The organism is Archangium lansingense (genome assembly GCF_026626635.1).
GTDB lineage: Bacteria > Myxococcota > Myxococcia > Myxococcales > Myxococcaceae > Archangium > Archangium lansingense.
In genome coordinates this window covers 5,593,982-5,612,614 of sequence record NZ_JAPNKA010000001.1, presented here as the reverse complement: position 1 = coordinate 5,612,614, position 18,633 = coordinate 5,593,982, and the positions used below count along the sequence as shown (strand labels likewise).

Sequence of the window (18,633 nt, the reverse complement as noted above, 5' to 3'; positions counted from 1 at the left end):
CCCCCTCCCCTCGGCCGCTCACGGTGTCAGCCTCCACACCAGCTCGAAGGCCAGCTCCGACACCGGCACGGGCGCCCCGATGCGCGGCAGCTTGAGCAGCCCGCTCTCCCGCGTACACAGTCCCGACCGGGTGGTGACCGCTGCCTGGAAGTAGCGGCTCACGAGCGCCGTCACCTCAGGGCTCGTCGCGCCGTTAGGATAAGAGAAGAGCCTCGGGCGCACGCCCAGCTTCTTCTCGAGCATGTCGCGGCTGGCTCGCAGCTCCCGATCCACCTCCGCAAGCGGCAGCCGCGTAAGGATGGGATGGCTGCGCGTATGAGCACCCAGCTCGAAACCCTGGCTCGCCAGCTCCCGCACCTCGTCCCAGGAGAGGAAGCGGTTCTCGTCGTTCACCGGCACCGGGAACCGCGCCCGCAGCCGCTCCACGATGTCGAGCATGCTCGCGTGCGGCAGATCCTTGAGGTACTCGACGCACGCACTCGTCAGGACTCGCGGGCTCAACCCGAGCGACCCCATCCGGATGATGGCCAGGTCTCCACTCGCATGACACACCTGCTCGGGCGGGTGGCGGGAAAAGATTTCCTCTAGCTCATACCCCCACATCCAACCGTCGGTACCAATCAGCCCAGTGGTGATGAAGATGGTGGCTGGAATTCCGTGGCGCGCGAGGATGGGCGCAACGAGGTACAGGTTGTTGCGATAACCATCATCGAAGGTCAGTGCCACGGCCCTGCGGGGCAGCCTCGTCTGGCCTTCGAGCCCCGCGACAAGCTCAGACAGGTGTACGGGCTGGTACTCGCGTGCGAGAAAGGTGACATGCCGCTCGAACTCGTGGACATCCAACACCGGCTCGCCCCAGACCCCCACCGGCCGCCGTTGGACCTTGTGATAAAAAAGAATGGCCGCCTCGCCCTCCCCGAGCCGCAAGGAGGCGGGGTGAAGGCCCGCGTAGTACGTGAGCGCCTTCACGCCCTTCTTCACCCAGTACATCCAGTCCTGCCGCGTGAGACCACGCGCGCGTGACACGACCCGCTCCAGGTCGATCCGGTTCCTCGACCGCTCGAGGTCGACTCGATTCCTTGGCCGCTCCGGGGAGGACGGAGTCTGTCGGTCCCCCGGAACGAACGTATTGGCATCCTTCATAGGTCCCCCCTCCCAGCCCAAGTGCAATCACGGGGCCGAGCCAAATTCCCTCGAAGTGCTGGAAGACGCTCCCCACACTGGGCAAAGCATTCCCAAACATCGTCCCGACGAGGCCCGCCATCAGCGATTGGGAAAGCACGCCTGGGAAGATCCTCTACCGAGAGACCTGACTGGCGACAGAGCGCCCGTCCTCCAGTCGCACTCAGGGGTGTGATGGACGCGAGGGCGATTCCCCAGTGTCCTAGAAGGGCGGAGCCTCCGCCTCGGAGTGCCACGTCTGCCCCTCGCCCAGGTGGTGGCGGAGCCTGCCGCGCCGCTCGGTGAAGCGCTCGGCGGCACGTGCGGCAAGCCGCCCGGAGAGCAGCACCGGGGAGATGCCCATCGAGAGCACCCCCTGGCCAGCCAGGAAGAGGCCCTCTACAGGCGTCCGCGTGCGGAAGCGGAAGCGCCCGGCCTGCAGCGGCGTCATCGCGGGCCCGTAGGTGCCGCCATGTGGCGCGCGCAGGGAGTCAATCCAAGTGAGCGGAGTGGCCACCTCGCGCACGACGATGTCCCCGACGAGGCCCGGGAAGCGCGCCTCCACCTCGCGCAACATCCGATCCGCCAGTTGCTCCTTGAGCGCGTGGTAGTCCGCTCCCCGCGCACTCACTGGCAGGGAGGCCCACCGCTCGAACATCGCTTCGGGGACGAAGGTCATCACCTCCAGCGTCGAGCACCCAGGAGGCGCCAGAGAGCCCGTCGTGTCCTTGAGTGAGTTGGAGGAGAGGAAGAGGAACAGCTCGGGCGGCAGCTCACCTCGGCTCAACGGCTCGAACAGGCCGTCGAGGTCCACGGACGGATAGCTCCAGAGGTTCGCGGCGCTCATTCCGTGCTGGCGCAGGTCGCGGCGCAGACCCAGGTAGACGACAACCATTCCCAGCGAAGGCTCGGTGCGGGCCACGCGCGCGCGGAGCCTCGCGGGCAGGTGCTCGGGCTCAACGAGGTGGCCCAGCGTCACTGTGGGATCCACGTCGGACACGACAACGTCCGCCACCAGGGGCTCGCCGTCCTCCAGTTCCACGCCGGTCACGCACCCTCGCGAGACGAGGATGCGACGCGCCGCCACATGGGTGCGGAACGTGACGCCATGTCCCCGGGCCGCGTCCACCAGAGCCCCGAGCAAGGCACCTCCGCCTCCCTTGGGAAAGAACGCCCCGTCGGAGTAGTCCGCGATGACGCCGAGCGCGGCCATCGCAGACGCGCGGCCCGGTGGCAGGCCCCAGTCGCCACACATAGCGGACAGCGCCGCTCGGGCTCTCTCGTCCTTCAGGTGATGCTGGAGGAAGTCCCCCCACGTCTTGCGGCTCCAGTGCCACAGCCTGGGCAGGAGCCGCAGGGGCGCCAGGTCCGAGGCGTGGAGCCGCCCTCGATGAGGCAGCGTTCCCAGCGCCATCAACTCCCGCATACCCGCCACGGTCTCGAAGACAGCGGCGAGCCCCGCCTCCTCCGTGGGAAAGAGCGCCCGGAGCCGGTCGTGGAAGCGATCGAGCCCCGCGCAGTTGCGCACCTCGAAGCCCGGGAAGCGGTAGATGTCGAAGCCATCGGGTTCGAGCTCGCTGAAGAGGGCCGAGGGATCGATCCCCAGCTCCGCAAGCTGCTCGTACATGGGCTGTCCCGGACGGCATTGGCCGACGTAATTGATGCCGACGTCGAAGGTAAAGCCCTGGCGCTCGAAAGGCGCGAGGCTCCCGCCGAGCTGGTGCCCCTGCTCCACGGCCGTGACGTCGAAGCCGAAGCGTGCCAGAAAGCCCGCCGCCGCGAGGCCTCCCGCGCCGGTGCCTATCACCACCGCCCTGCGTGTCGCGTCCATCGTCTGCTCCCTCGTCCCGACCCTCCAAAGCTGGGGGCGTCGGGCAGGTGCGGAAACAGAGGGAGCGTGGTGAGGAGCCCTCGTTCCCTGGCATGACGGGGCCAGCGCGGACACCTCCAGGAGGATGTTCACTGAAGGGCGCTCTCGCTCCTGCTCCCCACCCCCATCAGGCATCACCGTCACTGGGTGAACGCGGTGCTCCTCCCGACAGACAGGGGAGGCACTGGCTCACAGCATGTGCACGGTTGCGCTGTGCCAAAGAGCAAGGTCCCGGCATGACGGAGGGGGATGCACCATGAGAAACGGAAGCTGGAGCGGAAGGATGCTGCCGCTGTTGTTCGCGGTGGGACTCGTGGCGTGCGGTGGGCTGGCGCACGAGGAGCCCGAGGCGCTCGCACGAATCGAGCAGTCCCACGAGCAGGGACAGCTCACCGGCGCCATCCGGTGGGCCCGGCAGATCACCAGCGACCCAGTCATCATCGGTGAGTTCCCTTCGGAGAAGTTCGGGACGCTCGTCAAGGATGGGGAGGAGCACCTCCTGGTCCTGTACACCTTCACCGGGAACATCGACCTGGGTGGCAAGATCGTGAGGGCACCGGGCGGCCCTACCAGCACCGCGATCGCGCTCGCGCGCTATGAGCAGAAGAAGGGGCGCCTGGAGTGGCTGAAGGTCTTCGGCGCTGGCCCCGGCGTGGATGGCGGTGTCTTCGCCCGGCGGATCGCCGTGGACTCTCAGCGCAACATTCTCCTCGTAGCTGGAGCCCTGGAGGTGGACTTCGGAGATGGCCCCGTCACGGAAGGAGAGTACCTGTTGAAGTTCGACCGTCACGGGCGACTGCTATGGAGGCGCTCGTTCGAGGCCAACCCCGGCAACCTCTCCGTGTTCGACCTCGTGACGGACTCTCACGACAACATCGTCATGATGGGCACGTTGCTCGGAACGGTGGACTTTGGGAGCGGACCCATCTCCTCGAAGCCGGATCCCGAGGCAGGCTTCTTCGGTCCGAGTCCCTTCGTCGCGAAGTTCTCCCCCAAGGGCGAGAGCAGCTGGGCCTACGCCCACTCGACGGGCTTTGGCCAAGGACTGGGCTCTACCGTGGACAGCCAGGACCACATCCTGCTGTGCGGAAGCATCAGCGCCGCCATGGGAAGCCTTCCCTTCGTCCTCCGGCTCTCTCCGGACGGACACGTGCGCTGGGAGCGGCGCCTCTCCATCTCCGGCGGCGGCGGCCAGGCAAGCGATGTCGCGGCTCACGGCAACCGGATCGTCCTGACCGGCACCTTCACCGGCACCTTCACCTTCGGGGGACGGACCGTCACCTCGGAGGGAGCTCCCTCGGATGAGGCCTTCCTCGTGGCCTACACCCGCGAGGGCGAGGAGCGCTGGGCGCGGGGCTTCGGTTCCTCAGGGGAACGCATCGCCATGGACCAGAAGGACGGAGTGATCGTCACCGGCACCTACCGGGACGGGGACGACCTCGGGCTGGGGCCACTTCCTGGCAAGGAGCAGTTCAGCACCAACTTGTTTGTCGCCAAATACGACCGCATCACCGGCGAGCCCCGCTGGACGCGTGGCTTCCCCGCGGGTCTCGCGGAGCCTTCTTCCCTCGTGGCGACGAAGGACGGCCGTTCCGTCGTGCTCGGCAGCTTCAGGTCGGGCTCGTTGCTCGTCGGGGATGACGAGTGGGCCCAGAAGAGCCCTAACGATCTCTTCTTGATCGGCCTCGATAGATAGGCAGGGCCGAGCCCCCCCACTCACCCAGCCGGGAGCGCACCGGCCGCAGGGCCTCCTGGAAGGCCTCCGACACACAAGCGAGCGCCTGGGAACCTTTATCGCCCCGCGCTCCGTACGCTGGCCTCCAGCTTGCTCGTGTCCTCCCCAATGCACGCTGAACGCATCACATTGAAATACGAGCGAGCGGGTGGATTTCTAATTCGAAGAGGAGGGAGGTCTGTGCGATGTCCGAGCTTGGCGGCCACGCCCCCGACTTCCGGGCCTTGTTTGAGTCGGCCTCGGAGCCCTTCCTCGTCCTCGCCCCCGATCCACCGCGCTTCACGATCCTCGCGGTGAGCGATGCCTACCTTCGCGCGACCAGGACACGCCGTCAGGACATCATCGGCCGCGGACTGTTCGAGGTCTTTCCGGATTCATGGAACCTTCGAAGCTCGCTCGAGCATGTGCTCCGCGACCGTGCACCGGACGCCATGGCGGTGCAGAAGCACACCATCCCCCGGGAGGAAGGCGGGTTCGAGGAAAGAGTCTGGAGCCCGCTGAACACACCGGTTCTGGATGCGCACGGCGAAGTCGCCTGCATCATCCATCGGGTCGAGGACGTGACGAGGCTGCTGCAAGAGGCCAATCGCCAGCTCCGCGAGGCGAATGAGGAGCTCGCGCGGCAGCGGGCTCGGGCCGAAGCCTCCGAGGCGCGCATCAGCGGAATCCTCGAGAGCCTCACCGACGCGTTCCTCTCCCTGGACACGGAGTGGCGCTTCACCTACGCGAACGAGGACGCGCAGCGAGTCCTCTCCTCCCTGGGCGCAGAGGGCTCCCTGCTGGGCAGGTCCCTCTGGGAGGTGGTGCCGGAGGTGAGGGGCTCGCGCTTCGAGCACGAGTACCGCCGTGCCATGCAGGAGCAGCGAGCCGTCCACTTCGAGGAGTTCTTTCCGCCCGCCGAGACCTGGTTCGAGGTCCACGCCTATCCCTCGCCGAACGGAATCTCCATCTTCTTCCGAGACGTGACCGCGAGGCGACGGACAGAAGCGCGGCTGCGGATCCTCGAATCGGTCGTGACCACCGCGAGCGACTCCGTTGTCATCACCGAGGCGGGCCCCTTGGATGAACCCGGGCCCAGGATTGTCTACGTCAACGAGGGATTCACCCGGATGACGGGGTATCGGTCGGAGGAGGTTCTCGGCCGGACGCCGCGCATGCTGCAAGGGCCGGGCACGGATCGCACGGCAACCGCCCGGCTCCGCTCGGCGCTCGAGCGCTCCGAGCCCATCCAGCTCGAGCTGCTCAACTACAAGAAGGATGGCACCCCCTTCTGGGTGGAGCTCAGCGTCGTCCCCGTGCTGGACGAGCAGGGGCACCTGGCACACTGGACCGCGGTGATGCGCGATACCACCGAGCGCAGGCGTGCCGAGGAGTCCGCGCTTCGCCTCGCCCGTGAAGAGGCCGCGCGCACCCTGGCTGAGGAGGCGGAGAGAAAAATCACCGCGATTCTGGAGAGCATCACGGACGCATTCTTCGCCTTGGATGCGCAGGGCCGGTTCACCTACGTCAACCGGCGGGCGGAGGAGTACCTCGGGCGCAGCCGCGAAGAGTTGCTCGGCAAGGTCATCTGGGACGTGCTCCCGGAGACGAGGGATTCGCCATTCGGCCAAGCGTACCTCCGAGCCATGAAGGAGCAGAAGAAGGTTGAGATCGAGGCCTTCTCCACGGTTCGTCACAGGTGGTTCCAGGCCCACCTGTATCCCACGGAGCATTCGCTCTCGGTGTATTTCCATGACGTGACCGAGCGCAGGCAGATGCGCGAAGTGCTGCGCGAGAGCGAGCTCCGCTACAGGGCAATCTTCGACAACAGCATGGATGGAGTCCTCCTGACGGCACCGGATGAGCACATCGCCATGGCGAACCGGGCCTCCTCCGAGCTGTTCGGCTACACCGAGGAGGAGCTGCGACAGCTGACCTGTCATGACGTGGTCGATCCTTCCGACCCGCGGCTTCAGCCCGCGATCGATGAGCGGCTCCGCACTGGGCGATTCCGCGGTGAAATCACGATGAAGCGCAAGGACGGTTCGGGCTTCCCAGTAGAGATCTCCTCCTTCATCTTCCGCGATGACCACGGCGCGGACTGGACGAGCATGTTCATGCGCGACATCTCCGAGCGCAAGGCGCGAGAAGAGGAGCGGGAGCAGCTCCTTGCGCAGCTCGACGAGGAGCGGCGCTGGCTTCGGGCGGTGCTCGAGACGGTGCCGCTCGGCGTGGTCCTGATCGGGCCGGAGGGGCACGTCTCCTTCAATTCCCGGGCCGACGAGATCTTCGGCATCACGCCCTCGCCCGAGGGAGGCACCGCTCAATATGCGAACCGCATCTTCTATCCTGACGGGACGCCCATACCGCACGAGCAACTCGCCTCTTCTCGCGTGCTTCGCACCGGTGAGACCGTCATTGGCGCGGAGTTCCTCATCGCCCACTCGGACGGCGCACGCCTCCCCGTCCTCGGGAGCGCAGCCCCCATCCGCAATTCCGAGGGACGGATCATCGGCGCGATTGGCGTGCTTCAGGACGTGAGCGAACGGATGAAGGCGCAGGAGGCCCTCCGGACGCGAGAACGTCTGCTGAACGGCATCATCGAGATTCTACCGGTCGGGCTCCGGATCGCAGACACCACCGGGCGCATCGTCCGCATCAACCCCGCTGCCTTGCGTATCTGGGGAGTGGCCAGCGCACACCTGCTGGACGTGAGCAAATACAAGGGCTGGCACGCCGGCACAGGCAAGCCCCTCGCCGCGGAGGATTGGCCCCTCGCCCGCGCACTGACGAAGGGAGAGACGTGCATCGGAGAGCTGATCCGAATCCAGTTCCCCGATGGAACCCAAAAAGTCCTGATGAAGTCCGCGCTGCCACTCCATGACGAGCACGGCGAGCCCGCGGGTGCGATCGCCGTCGATGCGGACGTGACGAACTTGAAGGAAACGGAGGAGGCACTTCGCCGCGCGGTGCAGTCACGCGAGGATCTCCTGGGAATCGTTGCCCACGACCTCCGAAACCCACTGAATGGCATCCTCCTCCAACTTCAACTCCTGCGCTGTCGGGGCCAACGACTCGAGCATCGGGAACAACGAGCACTCGATGCGGTCCAGCGCAATGCGATGCGGATGAATCGGCTCATCCAGGAGCTGCTCGATGTCGCGCGGATGGAGGCTGGGGCGCTCTCCATCCAACGTGCTCGCATCTCCACGAAGAGACTCCTGGTCGAGGTGCTCGAGTCCCAGTTGACCCTCGCCTCGGCGGAGTCCGTGGACCTCCAGCTCGACGTGCAGGACGATCTACCGGAGCTGTGGGGCGACCGGGATCGGCTTGCCCAGGTGTTGGAGAACCTCATTGGCAATGCGGTCAAATTCACCCGGCGAGGAGGACGCATCCGGGTCGGCGCCGCGGCCAGGGGCGGTGAGGTCCTGTTCTGGGTCGCCGACAACGGTCCCGGAATTCCAGTCGAACACTTTCCCCACCTCTTCGACCGGTTCTGGCAGGCAAGCCGGACTGACAGGCGAGGAGCAGGGCTCGGGCTCGCCATCGTCAAAGGCATTGTCGACTCACACGGCGGACGCATCTGGGCCGAGAGCAAAGTCGGCGTCGGAACGACGTTCTACTTCACGGTACCGGCGGCTCACGTAGCCGAGACCTTGAGCGTGTAGAAAGAGCAGGCTCGAGAAACTGGGGTACACTCGCACCGTCCGGTGCTCCCGCCCATGAAGCTGCCCCGAAGACGACGGATGCGGCGCACGGCGATCCTCGCCGCGCTCGGGGCCTGTCTGACCGTCTCCGCTCCCCTCGCCCAGGCGGATTCCACCTCGCACCGAGTCTTCGAGCCCCGGACGGAAGCGATCGCGCTCGACCACAGCGTCACGTTCGCGGGCGCGGTGCTCGACACGCCCCCCGCCCATCTGGCCCAGGTCTTCCCCGAGCGCTACTCGGACATCCCCGGGGTCTTCACTTTCCGCGGGGGTCCCACCCGCACAGGTGGTTCCTGGGGCATCTGTCCGCTGCGCGAGCGCAAGCTGGAGATCGCCTGGATCGCCACCACCGGACGCAGTCCCCCGCCCTGGGGCGGTGGTGCCGGTTGGACGGGACAGCCCGCCATCGTCCAGTGGCCCGCCGTCATCCGTCACTCCATGAGCCGGCTCGGCCCCCGACGTTTCGAGGACGGCTTCGTCGAGGTCATCCAGGGCTCGCTCGACGGCTCCGTGTACTTCCTGGACCTGCACACCGGTCGCCCCACCCGGCGCCCCCTCGCCACCGGCAATCCCATCAAGGGCAGCGTCTCGCTGGATCCACGCGGCTATCCCCTGCTCTTCGTCGGCCAGGGCATCCCGGACAACAAGCCCATCGGCCTGCGCGTCTACAACCTCATCTCGCACCAGCAGGTGTTCTTCCTTCCGGGAAGGGACGCGGCCTCGCCTCGCAAGGGCTGGGGCGCCTTCGACAGCTCGGGCCTGCTCAACCGCGCCACCGACAGCTACGTCGTGGGCGGGGAGAATGGTCTCTTCTACGTCCTGCGCCTCAATACCGACTTCGACTCCATCGACCTCACGCTGAAGGTCCGTCCCGAGGTGCTGCGCTACCGCTACGCGCCTCCCGGCCGCAAGCACCTCGGCATCGAGAACTCCTTCTCCGTGGTGGGCAACCTGGCCCTCTTTGCTGACAACGGCGGCACCCTGCAGGCGTTGGATCTCCGAACCTTCAAGCCGGTGTGGGCCTTCGCCGCGGGTGATGACACCGACGCCAGCCTCGCGGTGGAGCTCGAGGGCGAGCGCCCCGTCCTCTACACCGGCACCGAGGTGGACAAGACCGGACCGAGGGGCAACGCGTGGCTGCGGAAGTTGGATGCCCTCACCGGCAAGGTCCTCTGGGAGCGCGCCTATCCGTGCCAGGGAGCTCGCACGCCCAAGAAGATAGATGCGGGTGCCTTCGCCACCCCCTTGGTCGGCACGGGAGATGTCTCCCACCTGGTCGTCTACACCCTCTCACGCTGCCCAAACTTCACCGGCGGTCTGATGGTGGCGCTCGACAAGGCCTCGGGCGCGGAGGTCTGGCGCCGGCCCATGTCCCACTTCGCCTGGTCCTCGCCCACCGCCTGCCGCGACGAGCAGGGCCATACCTTCATCCTCCAAGGCGACATCAGCGGCGAGGTGTCGCTGCTCGACGCGCGCACCGGCGACGCACTGGACTCCGTCAAGCTCAAGGGAGGTATCGAGGCCTCCCCCGCCGTGTTCGACGGCATGGCCGTACTGGCCACGCGCGGCGAGTGGATTTATGGCCTGCGCCTGCGCTGACACACAGGTGTCTTCAGTCAGCGCATCCCCGCGTTAAGCTCCCCCCATGCGCTTTCTCTTGAACATCCTGTGGATCCTCCTCGGCGGCTGGGTCATCTGGCTCGAGTACATGATCGGTGGCCTGCTGCTGTGCCTCACCGTCGTTGGCATCCCCTTCGGGGTGCAGTGCTTCAAGATGGCTGGGCTGGGCCTGCTGCCGTTCGGCAAGGACATCGTCGACGCGCCGGGCGCCAGCCCCATTGGCTGCATCCTCAACGTCTTCTGGATCGTCGTCGCGGGGATCTGGATCTTCCTGAGCCACCTCGGGCTCGCGCTGGGGCTCGCCGTGACGATCATCGGCATCCCCTTCGCCATCCAGCACGTGAAGCTCGCGATGCTCGCGCTCGCGCCCTTCGGGAAGCTGGTGCGCGAGGCGCCTTGAGCGCTGGCTTCAGAAGGCCACGCCAAAGGCCAGGCGGGGCGTGGGGATGACCTGCACCCGAAGCGCCCCGTCTCCTTCCGCCTCGAGGTCGGGAATCGAGCGGTACTGGGCGGAGAAGCCCGCCGCGAGCGTGAACCGGTTGAACAGCACCAGGGTCCAGCCAACGGTGCCGCCGAGCCCCAGCCCCAGGGCCCTGCGCCGCACGTGATTCTGCGAGCGGATCTGGTGGATCACGCTGAACTCGGGCCCGAAGTAGATGCCGCTCGGAGCGTTGCCGAGCACGAAGAGCCGGATGCCGAGCGTTCCCGCCAGCGACAGGGTCCAGGCCTCCGGCGTGCGGCCATAGGCGAACTCCGGCGCCGCGTAGAGCGAGAAGCCCTTGCCAAAGGCCCGCTCGTACTCAACCCCGAGCTGCGAGTTCTGGAGCGCCAGCGGGTTGATGGTGAAGGTGTTGCGAGCGCCCAGCTCCTCCACGGGAGGAGGCTTCGGCTTGCCCAGCTTCGAGAACCAGTCTTGGACCTGGGAGATGACGTCGTCTTGCGCCAACGCCATCCGCGGGAAGAGGACACACAGCGAGAGGAGGAGGACCAGCGCGGCGCGGGGCATGGAGGGCTCGTGAGGGGGGAAGTTCCCACCATCTTCGAGCACCGCTGGTGACGTCTCAAGCACGGAGCGTCAAGGGCGCGCATCCCGCTCCCGCTCGAGGAGCCACGAGGCGATGGCCTTCTCACAGGCCTCATGGCGATCGAGAAAGGCGAAGTGGCCGCTATCGAGCTCGACATAGGTGGCGAGGCGGCCCGCACGGTTCGCCACCTCACGCATCAGGCGCGCGGGCATCATGGAGTCGTGCTTTCCCTCGACGAGGAGCACGGGGACGCGAGGCGGTGGCACCTTCGACGAAGCCCCGGAGATCAGCAGGAGTCCCCGGAGCTCCAGCCCAGGATGCGCGGCGCGGCCCACGAGCACGCTCGCGCCCACCCCGCCATTGGAAAGCCCACCGAGGTACACCCTCCGGACTCCGCGCCGCGCGAGCCAGGCAAAGGTACGTTCGAGGGTCTCCTCGCCCTGGCGCGACCACCAGTCTCCCGCCGGGCCCACCGAGGGACAGACAGTGAGTGCGGAGATCGCTCGGACCGCGCGCGCCATCTGCCAGCAGTACACGGCGAAGTTGCCGGCATAGCCGTGGAGGAACACGACGGCGGTCTCGGGAGAAGTGTTGCCCTCGGGAGGAATGACGACGGCATCAAAGGAGCCGGGTGACTGGAGCCCGAGCCACGTCGCAACAGCAGGAGTGGCGCTCAGTCCCTCGGCGTCCCGGAGCCGGGCGAAGGCCGACTCGAGGGCCGGGACGAAGTCGCGCGCATCCGAACGAGGCAGGCGGCCAGAGAGCATGAGCGCGTGGGCCGCGAACAGGGTGCCATCTCGCTCATCGACGAGCCGGTTCGCGAGCCTCCATCCCTCGTCCGGCAGCCGCAGGGTGTGCAGGCCGCTCCCATCCGCGAAGAGGAGCCGCGTGCTCGCGACGAGCAACAGGAGGCCAAGCCCCACCCGGGTCAGGCCACGCCACCTCCGCCTGCGCTTCGTGAGCAGCCCGGCCGAGGCGACAACGACCCCCATGACATATCCCCAGCCTGACGGGGTCGCGCCCATGTAGAGGGCCGCCACGACCAGGAAGGCAGCGGCGGGGGCGGTGATGAGGCCAAGGATGAACGCGAACATGACCCCAGTGTGGAGCGCGCCCCGCCGTCGGAGGACTCCACCCCACCGAGCGGCTCCAGGAAGAGCGCGGCCGGTCGCGCTGCGCACCTGGGAGGCACAATGCCCCATTCGGTGACTCCATTGAGATCACCTCTGTCCGGTGATGGGACACCCGTGGGCTCTCCGCAAAACCCTTGGGCTTCCTGGGAAATCGTCACGAGCACGTAACGTCCCTTTACGTTCCGGCCCCGTAGACGGTGGAGCCCCGATGCTCCATCCCGGCGGCGTCGCCGCGCCAACCTCTTGTTCTCACAAATGGAGAAGCCCTGGCCCGAGCCTTGCTCATAGGACGAAGCGACGGACTGCGTCACCCCCTAGCAAAGGAAGCCCCCTCATATGAGCAAGAACCTTCGTGGCAATTTCAAGTGGATGGCTGTCGTAGGTGCGTCCCTTCTCGGCGCCTGCGGCGTGCCGGGGGACGAGACCACCGCGAGCGGCGATGAGCTGGCCCAGGGTGCGCAGGAGCTCGCCGCCCGTGACGTGTCGGTGCGGCTGTCCACGGCGAAGGCCACCTTCGGCGCCAGCGAGAAGGCCTCGGTGACGGTCACCCTCACCAACGACTCGCGCCACGCGGTGAAGCTGCTCAAGTGGTACACGCCCGCCGAGGGCCTGGAGGAGTCGCTGCTCCAGGTGAAGCTCAACGGAGGGGACGTGGAGTTCACCGGCCCGCACTACAAGCGCCAGGCTGCCTCCGAGAAGGACTTCCTCACCCTGGCCCCCGGCGAGAGTCTGAGCCGCACGGTGGAGCTCGGCGAGGTGTATGACCTGTCGCGCACCGGCAGCTACACCCTCCGCTTCGAGGTCGCGACGGAGAAGCTCCACGGCAACAGCGCCAAGGCCGGGCTGCTCAAGTCCAATGACGTGAACGTGTGGATCGAGGGCCGCGCCGCCGCCGCCAAGCCCTCGGACGACCCCACGTCGATCGGCGCCGTCACGTTCAGCGGCCGCTGCTCCACCACGCAGCAGACCACCATCCTGGATGCGCTCAATGCGGCCAGCGCCATGGCGAACGACTCGGCGTCCTACCTCAACGGCACGCCCTCGGGCACGCCGCGCTACACCACCTGGTTCGGCGCCTTCTCGAGCAGCGGCTGGACCACCGCGAAGACCCACTTCGCCGCCATCAAGGATGCCTTCGACACCAAGCCGCTCACCGTCGACTGCAGCTGCAAGAAGAGCTACTACGCCTACGTCTACCCGAACCAGCCGTACAAGATTTACGTGTGCAGCGCGTTCTGGTCCGCGCCGATGACGGGCACCGACTCCAAGGGCGGCACCCTCATCCACGAGATGAGCCACTTCACCGCGGTGGCCGGCACGGATGACCACGTCTACGGGCAGAGCGGCGCCAAGAGCCTGGCGATCTCCAACCCCACCAACGCGCTCGACAACGCGGACAACCACGAGTACTTCGCCGAGAACACGCCGTTCCTGCAGTAGGCACGAGATGTTGAGCTGAAGTGAGACGGGAGCGGCGACGCTCCCGTTTTTCATTTGGACGCATGGAGGCCGCCCCGCTCGTGATAAGGGCGGCTCATGCCCAACACGACGATCATCGACGGTATGGACGGACTCCGGTCCCTGGCCGGACAGAAGCTCGGTGTCTCCGAATGGAAGGAGCTGGCGTACGAGGACATCGTGCGCTTCGCGGAGGCCACCGGGGACTTCCAGTGGATCCACGTGGACCGCGAGCGGTGCAAGCGGGAGTCGCCCTTCGGCGTGCCCATCGCGCATGGCTACTTCAGCGTCTCGCGCATCGCCGGGCTGTTCTTCGAGATCGTCGACATCCGGGGCTTCGGCCTGGTGCTCAACTACGGCCTCAACAAGGTCCGCTTTCCCGCGCCCCTCAAGGTCGGAGCCCGCTACCGGCTGAGCCTGGAGCTGAAGGAGCTCAAGGACATTCCCAAGGGCGTCGAGGCCCTGATGCTCGCGACCATCGAGATCGAAGGCGAGTCCAAGCCGGCGTGCGCCGCGGAGGCGGTCTACCGGTTCATGCAGGGTTGAGCTGCGGCGGGTCCGAGCCGGGAGACAACGGGTGGCCTGCTCGCGTGCCACGCGGGCCGCCCTTCCTCTCGTGCCGGGCTTGCCCCGGGCTGCCAGCCCGCGGGGCCCAACCTCACTTTTGGTGGAAAGCGCCTCATCCCGCAGAACGGGCCTCCACCATGTCGACCCTCTATCCCCCTCCTCTCTCTCGCCTGTACCTGCTCGCCTTCGACGAGCGGCATTCCTTCGAGCACTCGCTCCTCGGGCTGGCAGGTCCCCCAACGACCGACGAGGCGGAGGTCATCCGCCGGATGAAGACGCTCATCTATACCGGCTTCCAGCTGGCCCTCCGCCAAGGGGGCCGGCGCGATGGCAACGGCGTCCTGGTGGACGAGCAATACGGCACCCACGTGGCGGCCCATGCCCTCGAGGACGGCCCGCTGCTGGCCCTGTCCGTAGAGAAGAACGGGCAGGACGAGTTCGACTTCGAATACGGACAGGACTTCGGCGCGCACGTGGAGACGTTCGACCCGGCCTTCACCAAGGTGCAGGTGCACTACAACCCCGAGGGGAACGCTGAGCTGAACGCCCGGCAGATCGAGCGGCTCGCCCGCCTCACCGACTGGTTGCAGGCGCGGGGGCGCCGCTTCCTCCTCGAGCTGCGGGTGCCACCCACCCAGGCGCAGTTCGACGCCGTCGGAGGAGACCGGGAGCGCTACGACGCCGAGCTCCGGCCCTCGCTGGTGGTGCGTGCGATGAGTGAGCTGCAGGCCGGTGGCGTGGAACCGGACGTGTGGAAGATCGAAGGCCTGGACCAGCCCACGGACTGCGCGAACGTAGTCAGACAGGCCCGCACGGAAGGGCGGGAGCACGTGTCATGTATCGTGCTGGACCACCACGCGGGCTGGAAACGGCTGGAGCGTTGGTTGCGCGTGGCCGGTGCGACTCCGGGCTTCATCGGCTTCTCGATCGGCCAGACGATCTGGCGGAACCCCCTCCGGGCCCTGCAGGATGGACGAATCACCGCGGCCGATGCGGCCCAACGGATCTCCGAGAACTACCAGCGTGCGCTCATCACCTGGGACAAGGCGGCGCTGTGCTCCCCGATTCAGCAGGTGGAGGCCTCGCCGTCCTAAAGCCCATACTCCATCTCCAGCTGGGTGAGCGCCTGCCGCCGCAGACCCATGGCGGCGAAGAAGTCAGCCCCCAGCTGCTCGGGAACGATGGCGGGAACCCTCCACCGGCGGCCCGGCAGCTGGGCGGCGATCGCCCGTACGAGCCGGCTCCCCTCGCCCTGCCGACGCTTCTCCCCGGCCACCACCAAGGAGCGAAGCAGCACATCCTGGGGCCCTGCCTCGAGGATCACGGCCACAGCCTCGCCGAGACGAAAGGCACGCGTGGGCGCTGTGAGCCCGGCCAAGGTCTCCGGCGCAAGCTGCCAGGGAAGCCCAGGCTCGCCATCCCGTAGCATCGCCGCCAAGGCGGTGGAGAGGGGAATCTCTTCTACTGGGGCGGAGTGCTCCGGCGGTGTTCCCTCCCAGCCCACGAGCCGGCGACGAACCTGGAAGCCCGTGCGCTCGTAGAGCGCCACTGCCGGGGCGTTGCTCTCGATGACCTCCAACAGCACCGAGCGGTCTCCCCGGGCCCGCGCCTCGTCGAGCAGCCGCCGCACCAGTTCCCGGCCCACCCCAGTGCGCCGCAAACCGGGCACGATGGCCATGGCCGCCACTCGGCTCGTACGCCCCCGACGGGCCACGAGCGCCAGTGCCTCCACCTGCCCCTCCCGTACCACCACGAGACTATCGGCGAGGTGCACGTGCTCGGTGCGCACCCGCTGCTCGAAGGCGCGGACCTCGCCGGAGATGGGGACCACGTACCCGGCGAAACAGGCCGCGAAGCCCTCGGCGAGCCTGTCGAGCGGAAGGGAGAGCGCGGAGGAGATCTCGGGAGCGGCCATGCCCGCCATCATAAATCCCCGGCAATTGTTCCGGAGGAGGAACGTAGGGCAGCTGACCAACGCGGATCGCCACGGGAGCGCGCCAGTGGTGGTCATCAACGAGACCGCCGCGCGCCTCTACTGGCCGGGGCAGGATCCACTACCTGCCACCGGGACAGGTACCGGCACCGCTCGCGATGATGATGACGCGCATGCTGCCGTAGAGCCTCGTCGTGCGCACGCCAGGGGACACCGCTCCGTTCGCCACGAGCGTGCCGCGGGAGATCTGGGCGGTGGACTCGATGCAGCCGGTGACGAACATCCGGCATCCCCAGGTACAAGGAGTGCCCCCCTGGCCGCTCCGCGGGCAGAGGCGTGCGTAACTCGGCCACCCAAGAAGAGAAAAAAGACGGCGGAAGAGAATCGCGTGGCCGTGGTGTTGAAGAGGGCGAAGTGGCCGTGATCCGAAGGCTGCTGCACACGGTGTACACGTGCAGAGCATCGACGTGGCACCAGGGCCGCAAGGCCCATGGGCCGTCGATTCGAATCAACTTTGAAGGTGCATGCACCATCGCAAGCACGGGACTTCCACGAGGGGGGCGGAGACGCCCCCCTTCGTCTTTTTCAGCTCCAGGCCTTCCCTACTCCGAGCGGCAATCCACCCAGTTCACCCCCGAGCCGCGCGTCTCGCGCCAGATGCGAGGCAGGGCGCTGGTGGCCTTCGGGTGGATGTCATGGAAGAGGATGATGCCGTGCCGCCACAGCAGCATCAGCGACAGCACACGCCCGGCGGCCTTCGCGCCCGAGTTGCTCGAGTGCCAGTCCTGCGAGTCGACGTTCCACAGCATGTTCTTCATTCCGCCGCGCTCCAGCGCCTGGAGGATGTCCGGGTTGCGCTGGCCGTACGGCGGGCGGAACAGCGTCAGCTTCGTCTGGCCCTCCGGCAGGGTCTCCGCGAGCCTGGCGTGGAAGGACTCCATGCCCGCCACCGCGCCGGTCCAGGTGGCGTGGGAGCGGTGCTCCTGGCCGTGTGAAGCGACGCACATGCCAGCGTAGAGCTCCCGAAGCTGCTCCACCGAGGTCGCCTTGCGCCGGGTCTCGTAGTTGTTGCCGAGCAGGAAGAAGGCCGCGTGAATCCCCTCGGCGCGCAGCTGCGTGGTGAGTGTGTCCGTACCGCCGCCCTTGGGGGTGGGACCGTCATCGAAGGTCAGCAGGAAGCTCCGGTCCGGCATCTCCAGGCCGAACTGCTCGGAGGGCGACAAGGGGAGAATCTCGCTCGTCACCTTGGGGAAGAGCCCCGCCAGCCGGAGCAGCTCGGAGACGTAGCCCTGGTGGAAGGGCTTCTGCTCGGCGTACCAGGGAGCCAACTCGGCCGGCAGCTTCGCGAGGCCTGCCCGCGAGGTGGTGACCAGCGCCTCCCAGTCCTTGGGCACCGAGCCCTCGCAGAAGAGAGCCCCGGTGGCACACGTCTCCCGGGCCTTCGCGAAGTTGGCCACCAGCACCTGCCGCATCCGCTCCTTCCACTTCGCCAGCGACGCCGCATCGCCCGTGGCGTCATTGCGTGCATCGGCATCCGCTAGCGCCTCGGTGAACACGGCGAGCTCCGCGCGAGAGGCCACATCGAAGGACTGGGGAGTCGCCATGGGCCAGGGCCAGTGGGCGCGCTCGGTGAGCGACACCTTCAAGCCCGCCGAGTGAGCGGAGGGGGCGAATAGGACGGAACAAAGGAGCGCGGACAGGAGGCGAAGCGGGCGGTACATGAAATCCTCTCTCAGGTAACGGAGGTAAAGAGCACGCTACGTGCCAGCCACCGGACAGAGGAAGCCCCCCCGAAAACGTGGCCGGGCGGCCACATGGCGCGTCACGGCAACCACGGAGCCCGTACTTCCAGAGCCCGTCCGAACCCAGCACGAGCGTTCCCGGCCCGCGCACCTCGAGGGTGAAACCCACCGGCATGGCCTCACCACTGACGACGCCCTCCTCGTACTCGAAGAGCGCGGCGCGGTCTTCCCTGCCCTCGACGAGCACTTCACCCTGGAGTTCTCGCACGGCTCCAGGCTACCAGCACCTCACGCTCGCTGCTCAGGCGACCACCGCATGGCCAGGTTCAAAGGTGGACCTCAGGCCCCGCGCAGCAACGCAACCCCCACGAGGATGAGCACGACCGCCAGGATGCGGGTAACCGAGAAGCTCTCGTGGAAGAACGCGACGCTGAAGACGAGCGTCAGGGCCGCTTCCAGTCCAAGCACTGCGATGTACATGACGCCCAGCTCGCCCCGGCGCATCGCGACGGCCAGGACGACGGCACCGATCACGAACAGGGCCAGGAAGGCCAGGGTCGGGAGCAGGCGGGAAACCCCCTCCGAGAGCTTCATGAAAATCCCCCCGCCCGCGAAGCAGACGGACGAGAAGAACAGCAGCACCAGTTCTTTCCAGGACACCATGCCCCCCCACTCTCCGTTGCCGCAGCCGAAGAAGAAAGGG

At 67.2% G+C, this 18,633-nt stretch carries 15 protein-coding genes; 7 read left to right on the top strand and 8 right to left on the bottom strand.

Features of this window, described 5'->3' with window-relative positions:
• Positions 1 to 18: 18 nt before the first annotated feature.
• Positions 19 to 867, bottom strand: a complete 849-nt coding sequence (locus tag OV287_RS23080) for a polysaccharide deacetylase family protein (RefSeq protein WP_267536192.1) — start codon at positions 865 to 867, stop codon at positions 19 to 21.
• A 517-nt stretch (positions 868 to 1,384) separates the two neighbouring features.
• Complete coding sequence (locus OV287_RS23075; RefSeq protein WP_267536191.1) at positions 1,385 to 2,992, bottom strand: phytoene desaturase family protein; 1,608 nt, start codon at positions 2,990 to 2,992, stop codon at positions 1,385 to 1,387.
• Positions 2,993 to 3,314: 322 nt separating this feature from the next.
• On the opposite strand from OV287_RS23075, the gene OV287_RS23070 reads away from it, so the two are divergent.
• From OV287_RS23070 to OV287_RS23055, 4 genes are all read left to right on the top strand, one after another.
• A complete protein-coding gene (locus OV287_RS23070) occupies positions 3,315 to 4,727 on the top strand; it encodes a hypothetical protein (protein WP_267536190.1) in 1,413 nt (470 codons plus the stop codon).
• Between the two features lie 224 nt (positions 4,728 to 4,951).
• Positions 4,952 to 8,413, top strand: coding sequence for a PAS domain S-box protein (locus OV287_RS23065; protein ID WP_267536189.1), 3,462 nt, complete (start codon positions 4,952 to 4,954; stop codon positions 8,411 to 8,413).
• Between the two features lie 54 nt (positions 8,414 to 8,467).
• Entirely contained in the window at positions 8,468 to 10,051 is a 1,584-nt protein-coding gene (locus OV287_RS23060; RefSeq protein WP_267536188.1) for an outer membrane protein assembly factor BamB family protein, read from the top strand.
• Between the two features lie 46 nt (positions 10,052 to 10,097).
• On the top strand, positions 10,098 to 10,472 hold the full coding sequence (locus tag OV287_RS23055; protein WP_267536187.1) for a YccF domain-containing protein: 375 nt from the start codon (positions 10,098 to 10,100) through the stop codon (positions 10,470 to 10,472).
• A gap of 9 nt (positions 10,473 to 10,481) precedes the next feature.
• On the opposite strand, the gene OV287_RS23050 is transcribed toward OV287_RS23055, so the two are convergent.
• Together OV287_RS23050 and OV287_RS23045 are read right to left on the bottom strand one after the other, a co-directional pair.
• Positions 10,482 to 11,078, bottom strand: a complete 597-nt coding sequence (locus OV287_RS23050; protein WP_267536186.1) for a hypothetical protein — start codon at positions 11,076 to 11,078, stop codon at positions 10,482 to 10,484.
• A gap of 69 nt (positions 11,079 to 11,147) precedes the next feature.
• Positions 11,148 to 12,191 (bottom strand): alpha/beta hydrolase, encoded by a 1,044-nt coding sequence (locus tag OV287_RS23045; protein WP_267536185.1) that lies wholly within the window; start codon positions 12,189 to 12,191, stop codon positions 11,148 to 11,150.
• A 375-nt stretch (positions 12,192 to 12,566) separates the two neighbouring features.
• On the opposite strand from OV287_RS23045, the gene OV287_RS23040 reads away from it, so the two are divergent.
• The 3 genes from OV287_RS23040 to OV287_RS23030 all read left to right on the top strand — a co-directional run bounded on the left by OV287_RS23040 (position 12,567) and on the right by OV287_RS23030 (position 15,349).
• Positions 12,567 to 13,670 (top strand): M35 family metalloendopeptidase, encoded by a 1,104-nt coding sequence (locus OV287_RS23040; protein ID WP_267536184.1) that lies wholly within the window; start codon positions 12,567 to 12,569, stop codon positions 13,668 to 13,670.
• 96 nt (positions 13,671 to 13,766) lie between these two features.
• On the top strand, positions 13,767 to 14,234 hold the full coding sequence (locus OV287_RS23035) for a MaoC family dehydratase (RefSeq protein WP_267536183.1): 468 nt from the start codon (positions 13,767 to 13,769) through the stop codon (positions 14,232 to 14,234).
• A 158-nt stretch (positions 14,235 to 14,392) separates the two neighbouring features.
• Entirely contained in the window at positions 14,393 to 15,349 is a 957-nt protein-coding gene (locus OV287_RS23030; RefSeq protein WP_267536182.1) for a 2-deoxy-5-keto-D-gluconate 6-phosphate aldolase domain-containing protein, read from the top strand.
• Here OV287_RS23030 and OV287_RS23025 read toward each other — a convergent pair.
• The 4 genes from OV287_RS23025 to OV287_RS23010 all read right to left on the bottom strand — a co-directional run bounded on the left by OV287_RS23025 (position 15,346) and on the right by OV287_RS23010 (position 18,572).
• Positions 15,346 to 16,170 (bottom strand): GNAT family N-acetyltransferase, encoded by an 825-nt coding sequence (locus tag OV287_RS23025; RefSeq protein WP_267536181.1) that lies wholly within the window; start codon positions 16,168 to 16,170, stop codon positions 15,346 to 15,348. The two genes, OV287_RS23030 and OV287_RS23025, sit on opposite strands and share 4 nt — an antisense overlap.
• Positions 16,171 to 16,309: 139 nt before the next feature.
• Positions 16,310 to 16,471: a hypothetical protein gene (locus OV287_RS23020; protein ID WP_267536180.1), complete on the bottom strand. Its 162-nt coding sequence runs from the start codon at positions 16,469 to 16,471 to the stop codon at positions 16,310 to 16,312.
• A 319-nt stretch (positions 16,472 to 16,790) separates the two neighbouring features.
• Positions 16,791 to 17,909, bottom strand: a complete 1,119-nt coding sequence (locus tag OV287_RS23015; protein ID WP_267536179.1) for a polysaccharide deacetylase family protein — start codon at positions 17,907 to 17,909, stop codon at positions 16,791 to 16,793.
• A gap of 360 nt (positions 17,910 to 18,269) precedes the next feature.
• A complete protein-coding gene (locus tag OV287_RS23010; protein WP_267536178.1) occupies positions 18,270 to 18,572 on the bottom strand; it encodes a DMT family transporter in 303 nt (100 codons plus the stop codon).
• Positions 18,573 to 18,633 lie beyond the last annotated feature (61 nt).

Excerpts from the sequence above, each read along its gene's own strand:
- OV287_RS23060 (WP_267536188.1), top strand. The coding sequence starts at position 8,468 with ATGAAGCTGCCCCGAAGACGACGGATGCGGCGCACGGCGATCCTCGCC.
- OV287_RS23055 (WP_267536187.1), top strand. The coding sequence starts at position 10,098 with ATGCGCTTTCTCTTGAACATCCTGTGGATCCTCCTCGGCGGCTGGGTC.
- OV287_RS23070 (WP_267536190.1), top strand. The coding sequence starts at position 3,315 with ATGCTGCCGCTGTTGTTCGCGGTGGGACTCGTGGCGTGCGGTGGGCTG.
- OV287_RS23035 (WP_267536183.1), top strand. The coding sequence starts at position 13,767 with ATGCCCAACACGACGATCATCGACGGTATGGACGGACTCCGGTCCCTG.
- OV287_RS23065 (WP_267536189.1), top strand. The coding sequence starts at position 4,952 with ATGTCCGAGCTTGGCGGCCACGCCCCCGACTTCCGGGCCTTGTTTGAG.
- OV287_RS23015 (WP_267536179.1), bottom strand. The coding sequence starts at position 17,909 with ATGTACCGCCCGCTTCGCCTCCTGTCCGCGCTCCTTTGTTCCGTCCTA.
- OV287_RS23020 (WP_267536180.1), bottom strand. The coding sequence starts at position 16,471 with ATGTTCGTCACCGGCTGCATCGAGTCCACCGCCCAGATCTCCCGCGGC.
- OV287_RS23025 (WP_267536181.1), bottom strand. The coding sequence starts at position 16,170 with ATGGCCGCTCCCGAGATCTCCTCCGCGCTCTCCCTTCCGCTCGACAGG.
- OV287_RS23030 (WP_267536182.1), top strand. The coding sequence starts at position 14,393 with ATGTCGACCCTCTATCCCCCTCCTCTCTCTCGCCTGTACCTGCTCGCC.
- OV287_RS23075 (WP_267536191.1), bottom strand. The coding sequence starts at position 2,992 with ATGGACGCGACACGCAGGGCGGTGGTGATAGGCACCGGCGCGGGAGGC.
- OV287_RS23045 (WP_267536185.1), bottom strand. The coding sequence starts at position 12,191 with ATGTTCGCGTTCATCCTTGGCCTCATCACCGCCCCCGCCGCTGCCTTC.
- OV287_RS23040 (WP_267536184.1), top strand. The coding sequence starts at position 12,567 with ATGAGCAAGAACCTTCGTGGCAATTTCAAGTGGATGGCTGTCGTAGGT.
- OV287_RS23050 (WP_267536186.1), bottom strand. The coding sequence starts at position 11,078 with ATGCCCCGCGCCGCGCTGGTCCTCCTCCTCTCGCTGTGTGTCCTCTTC.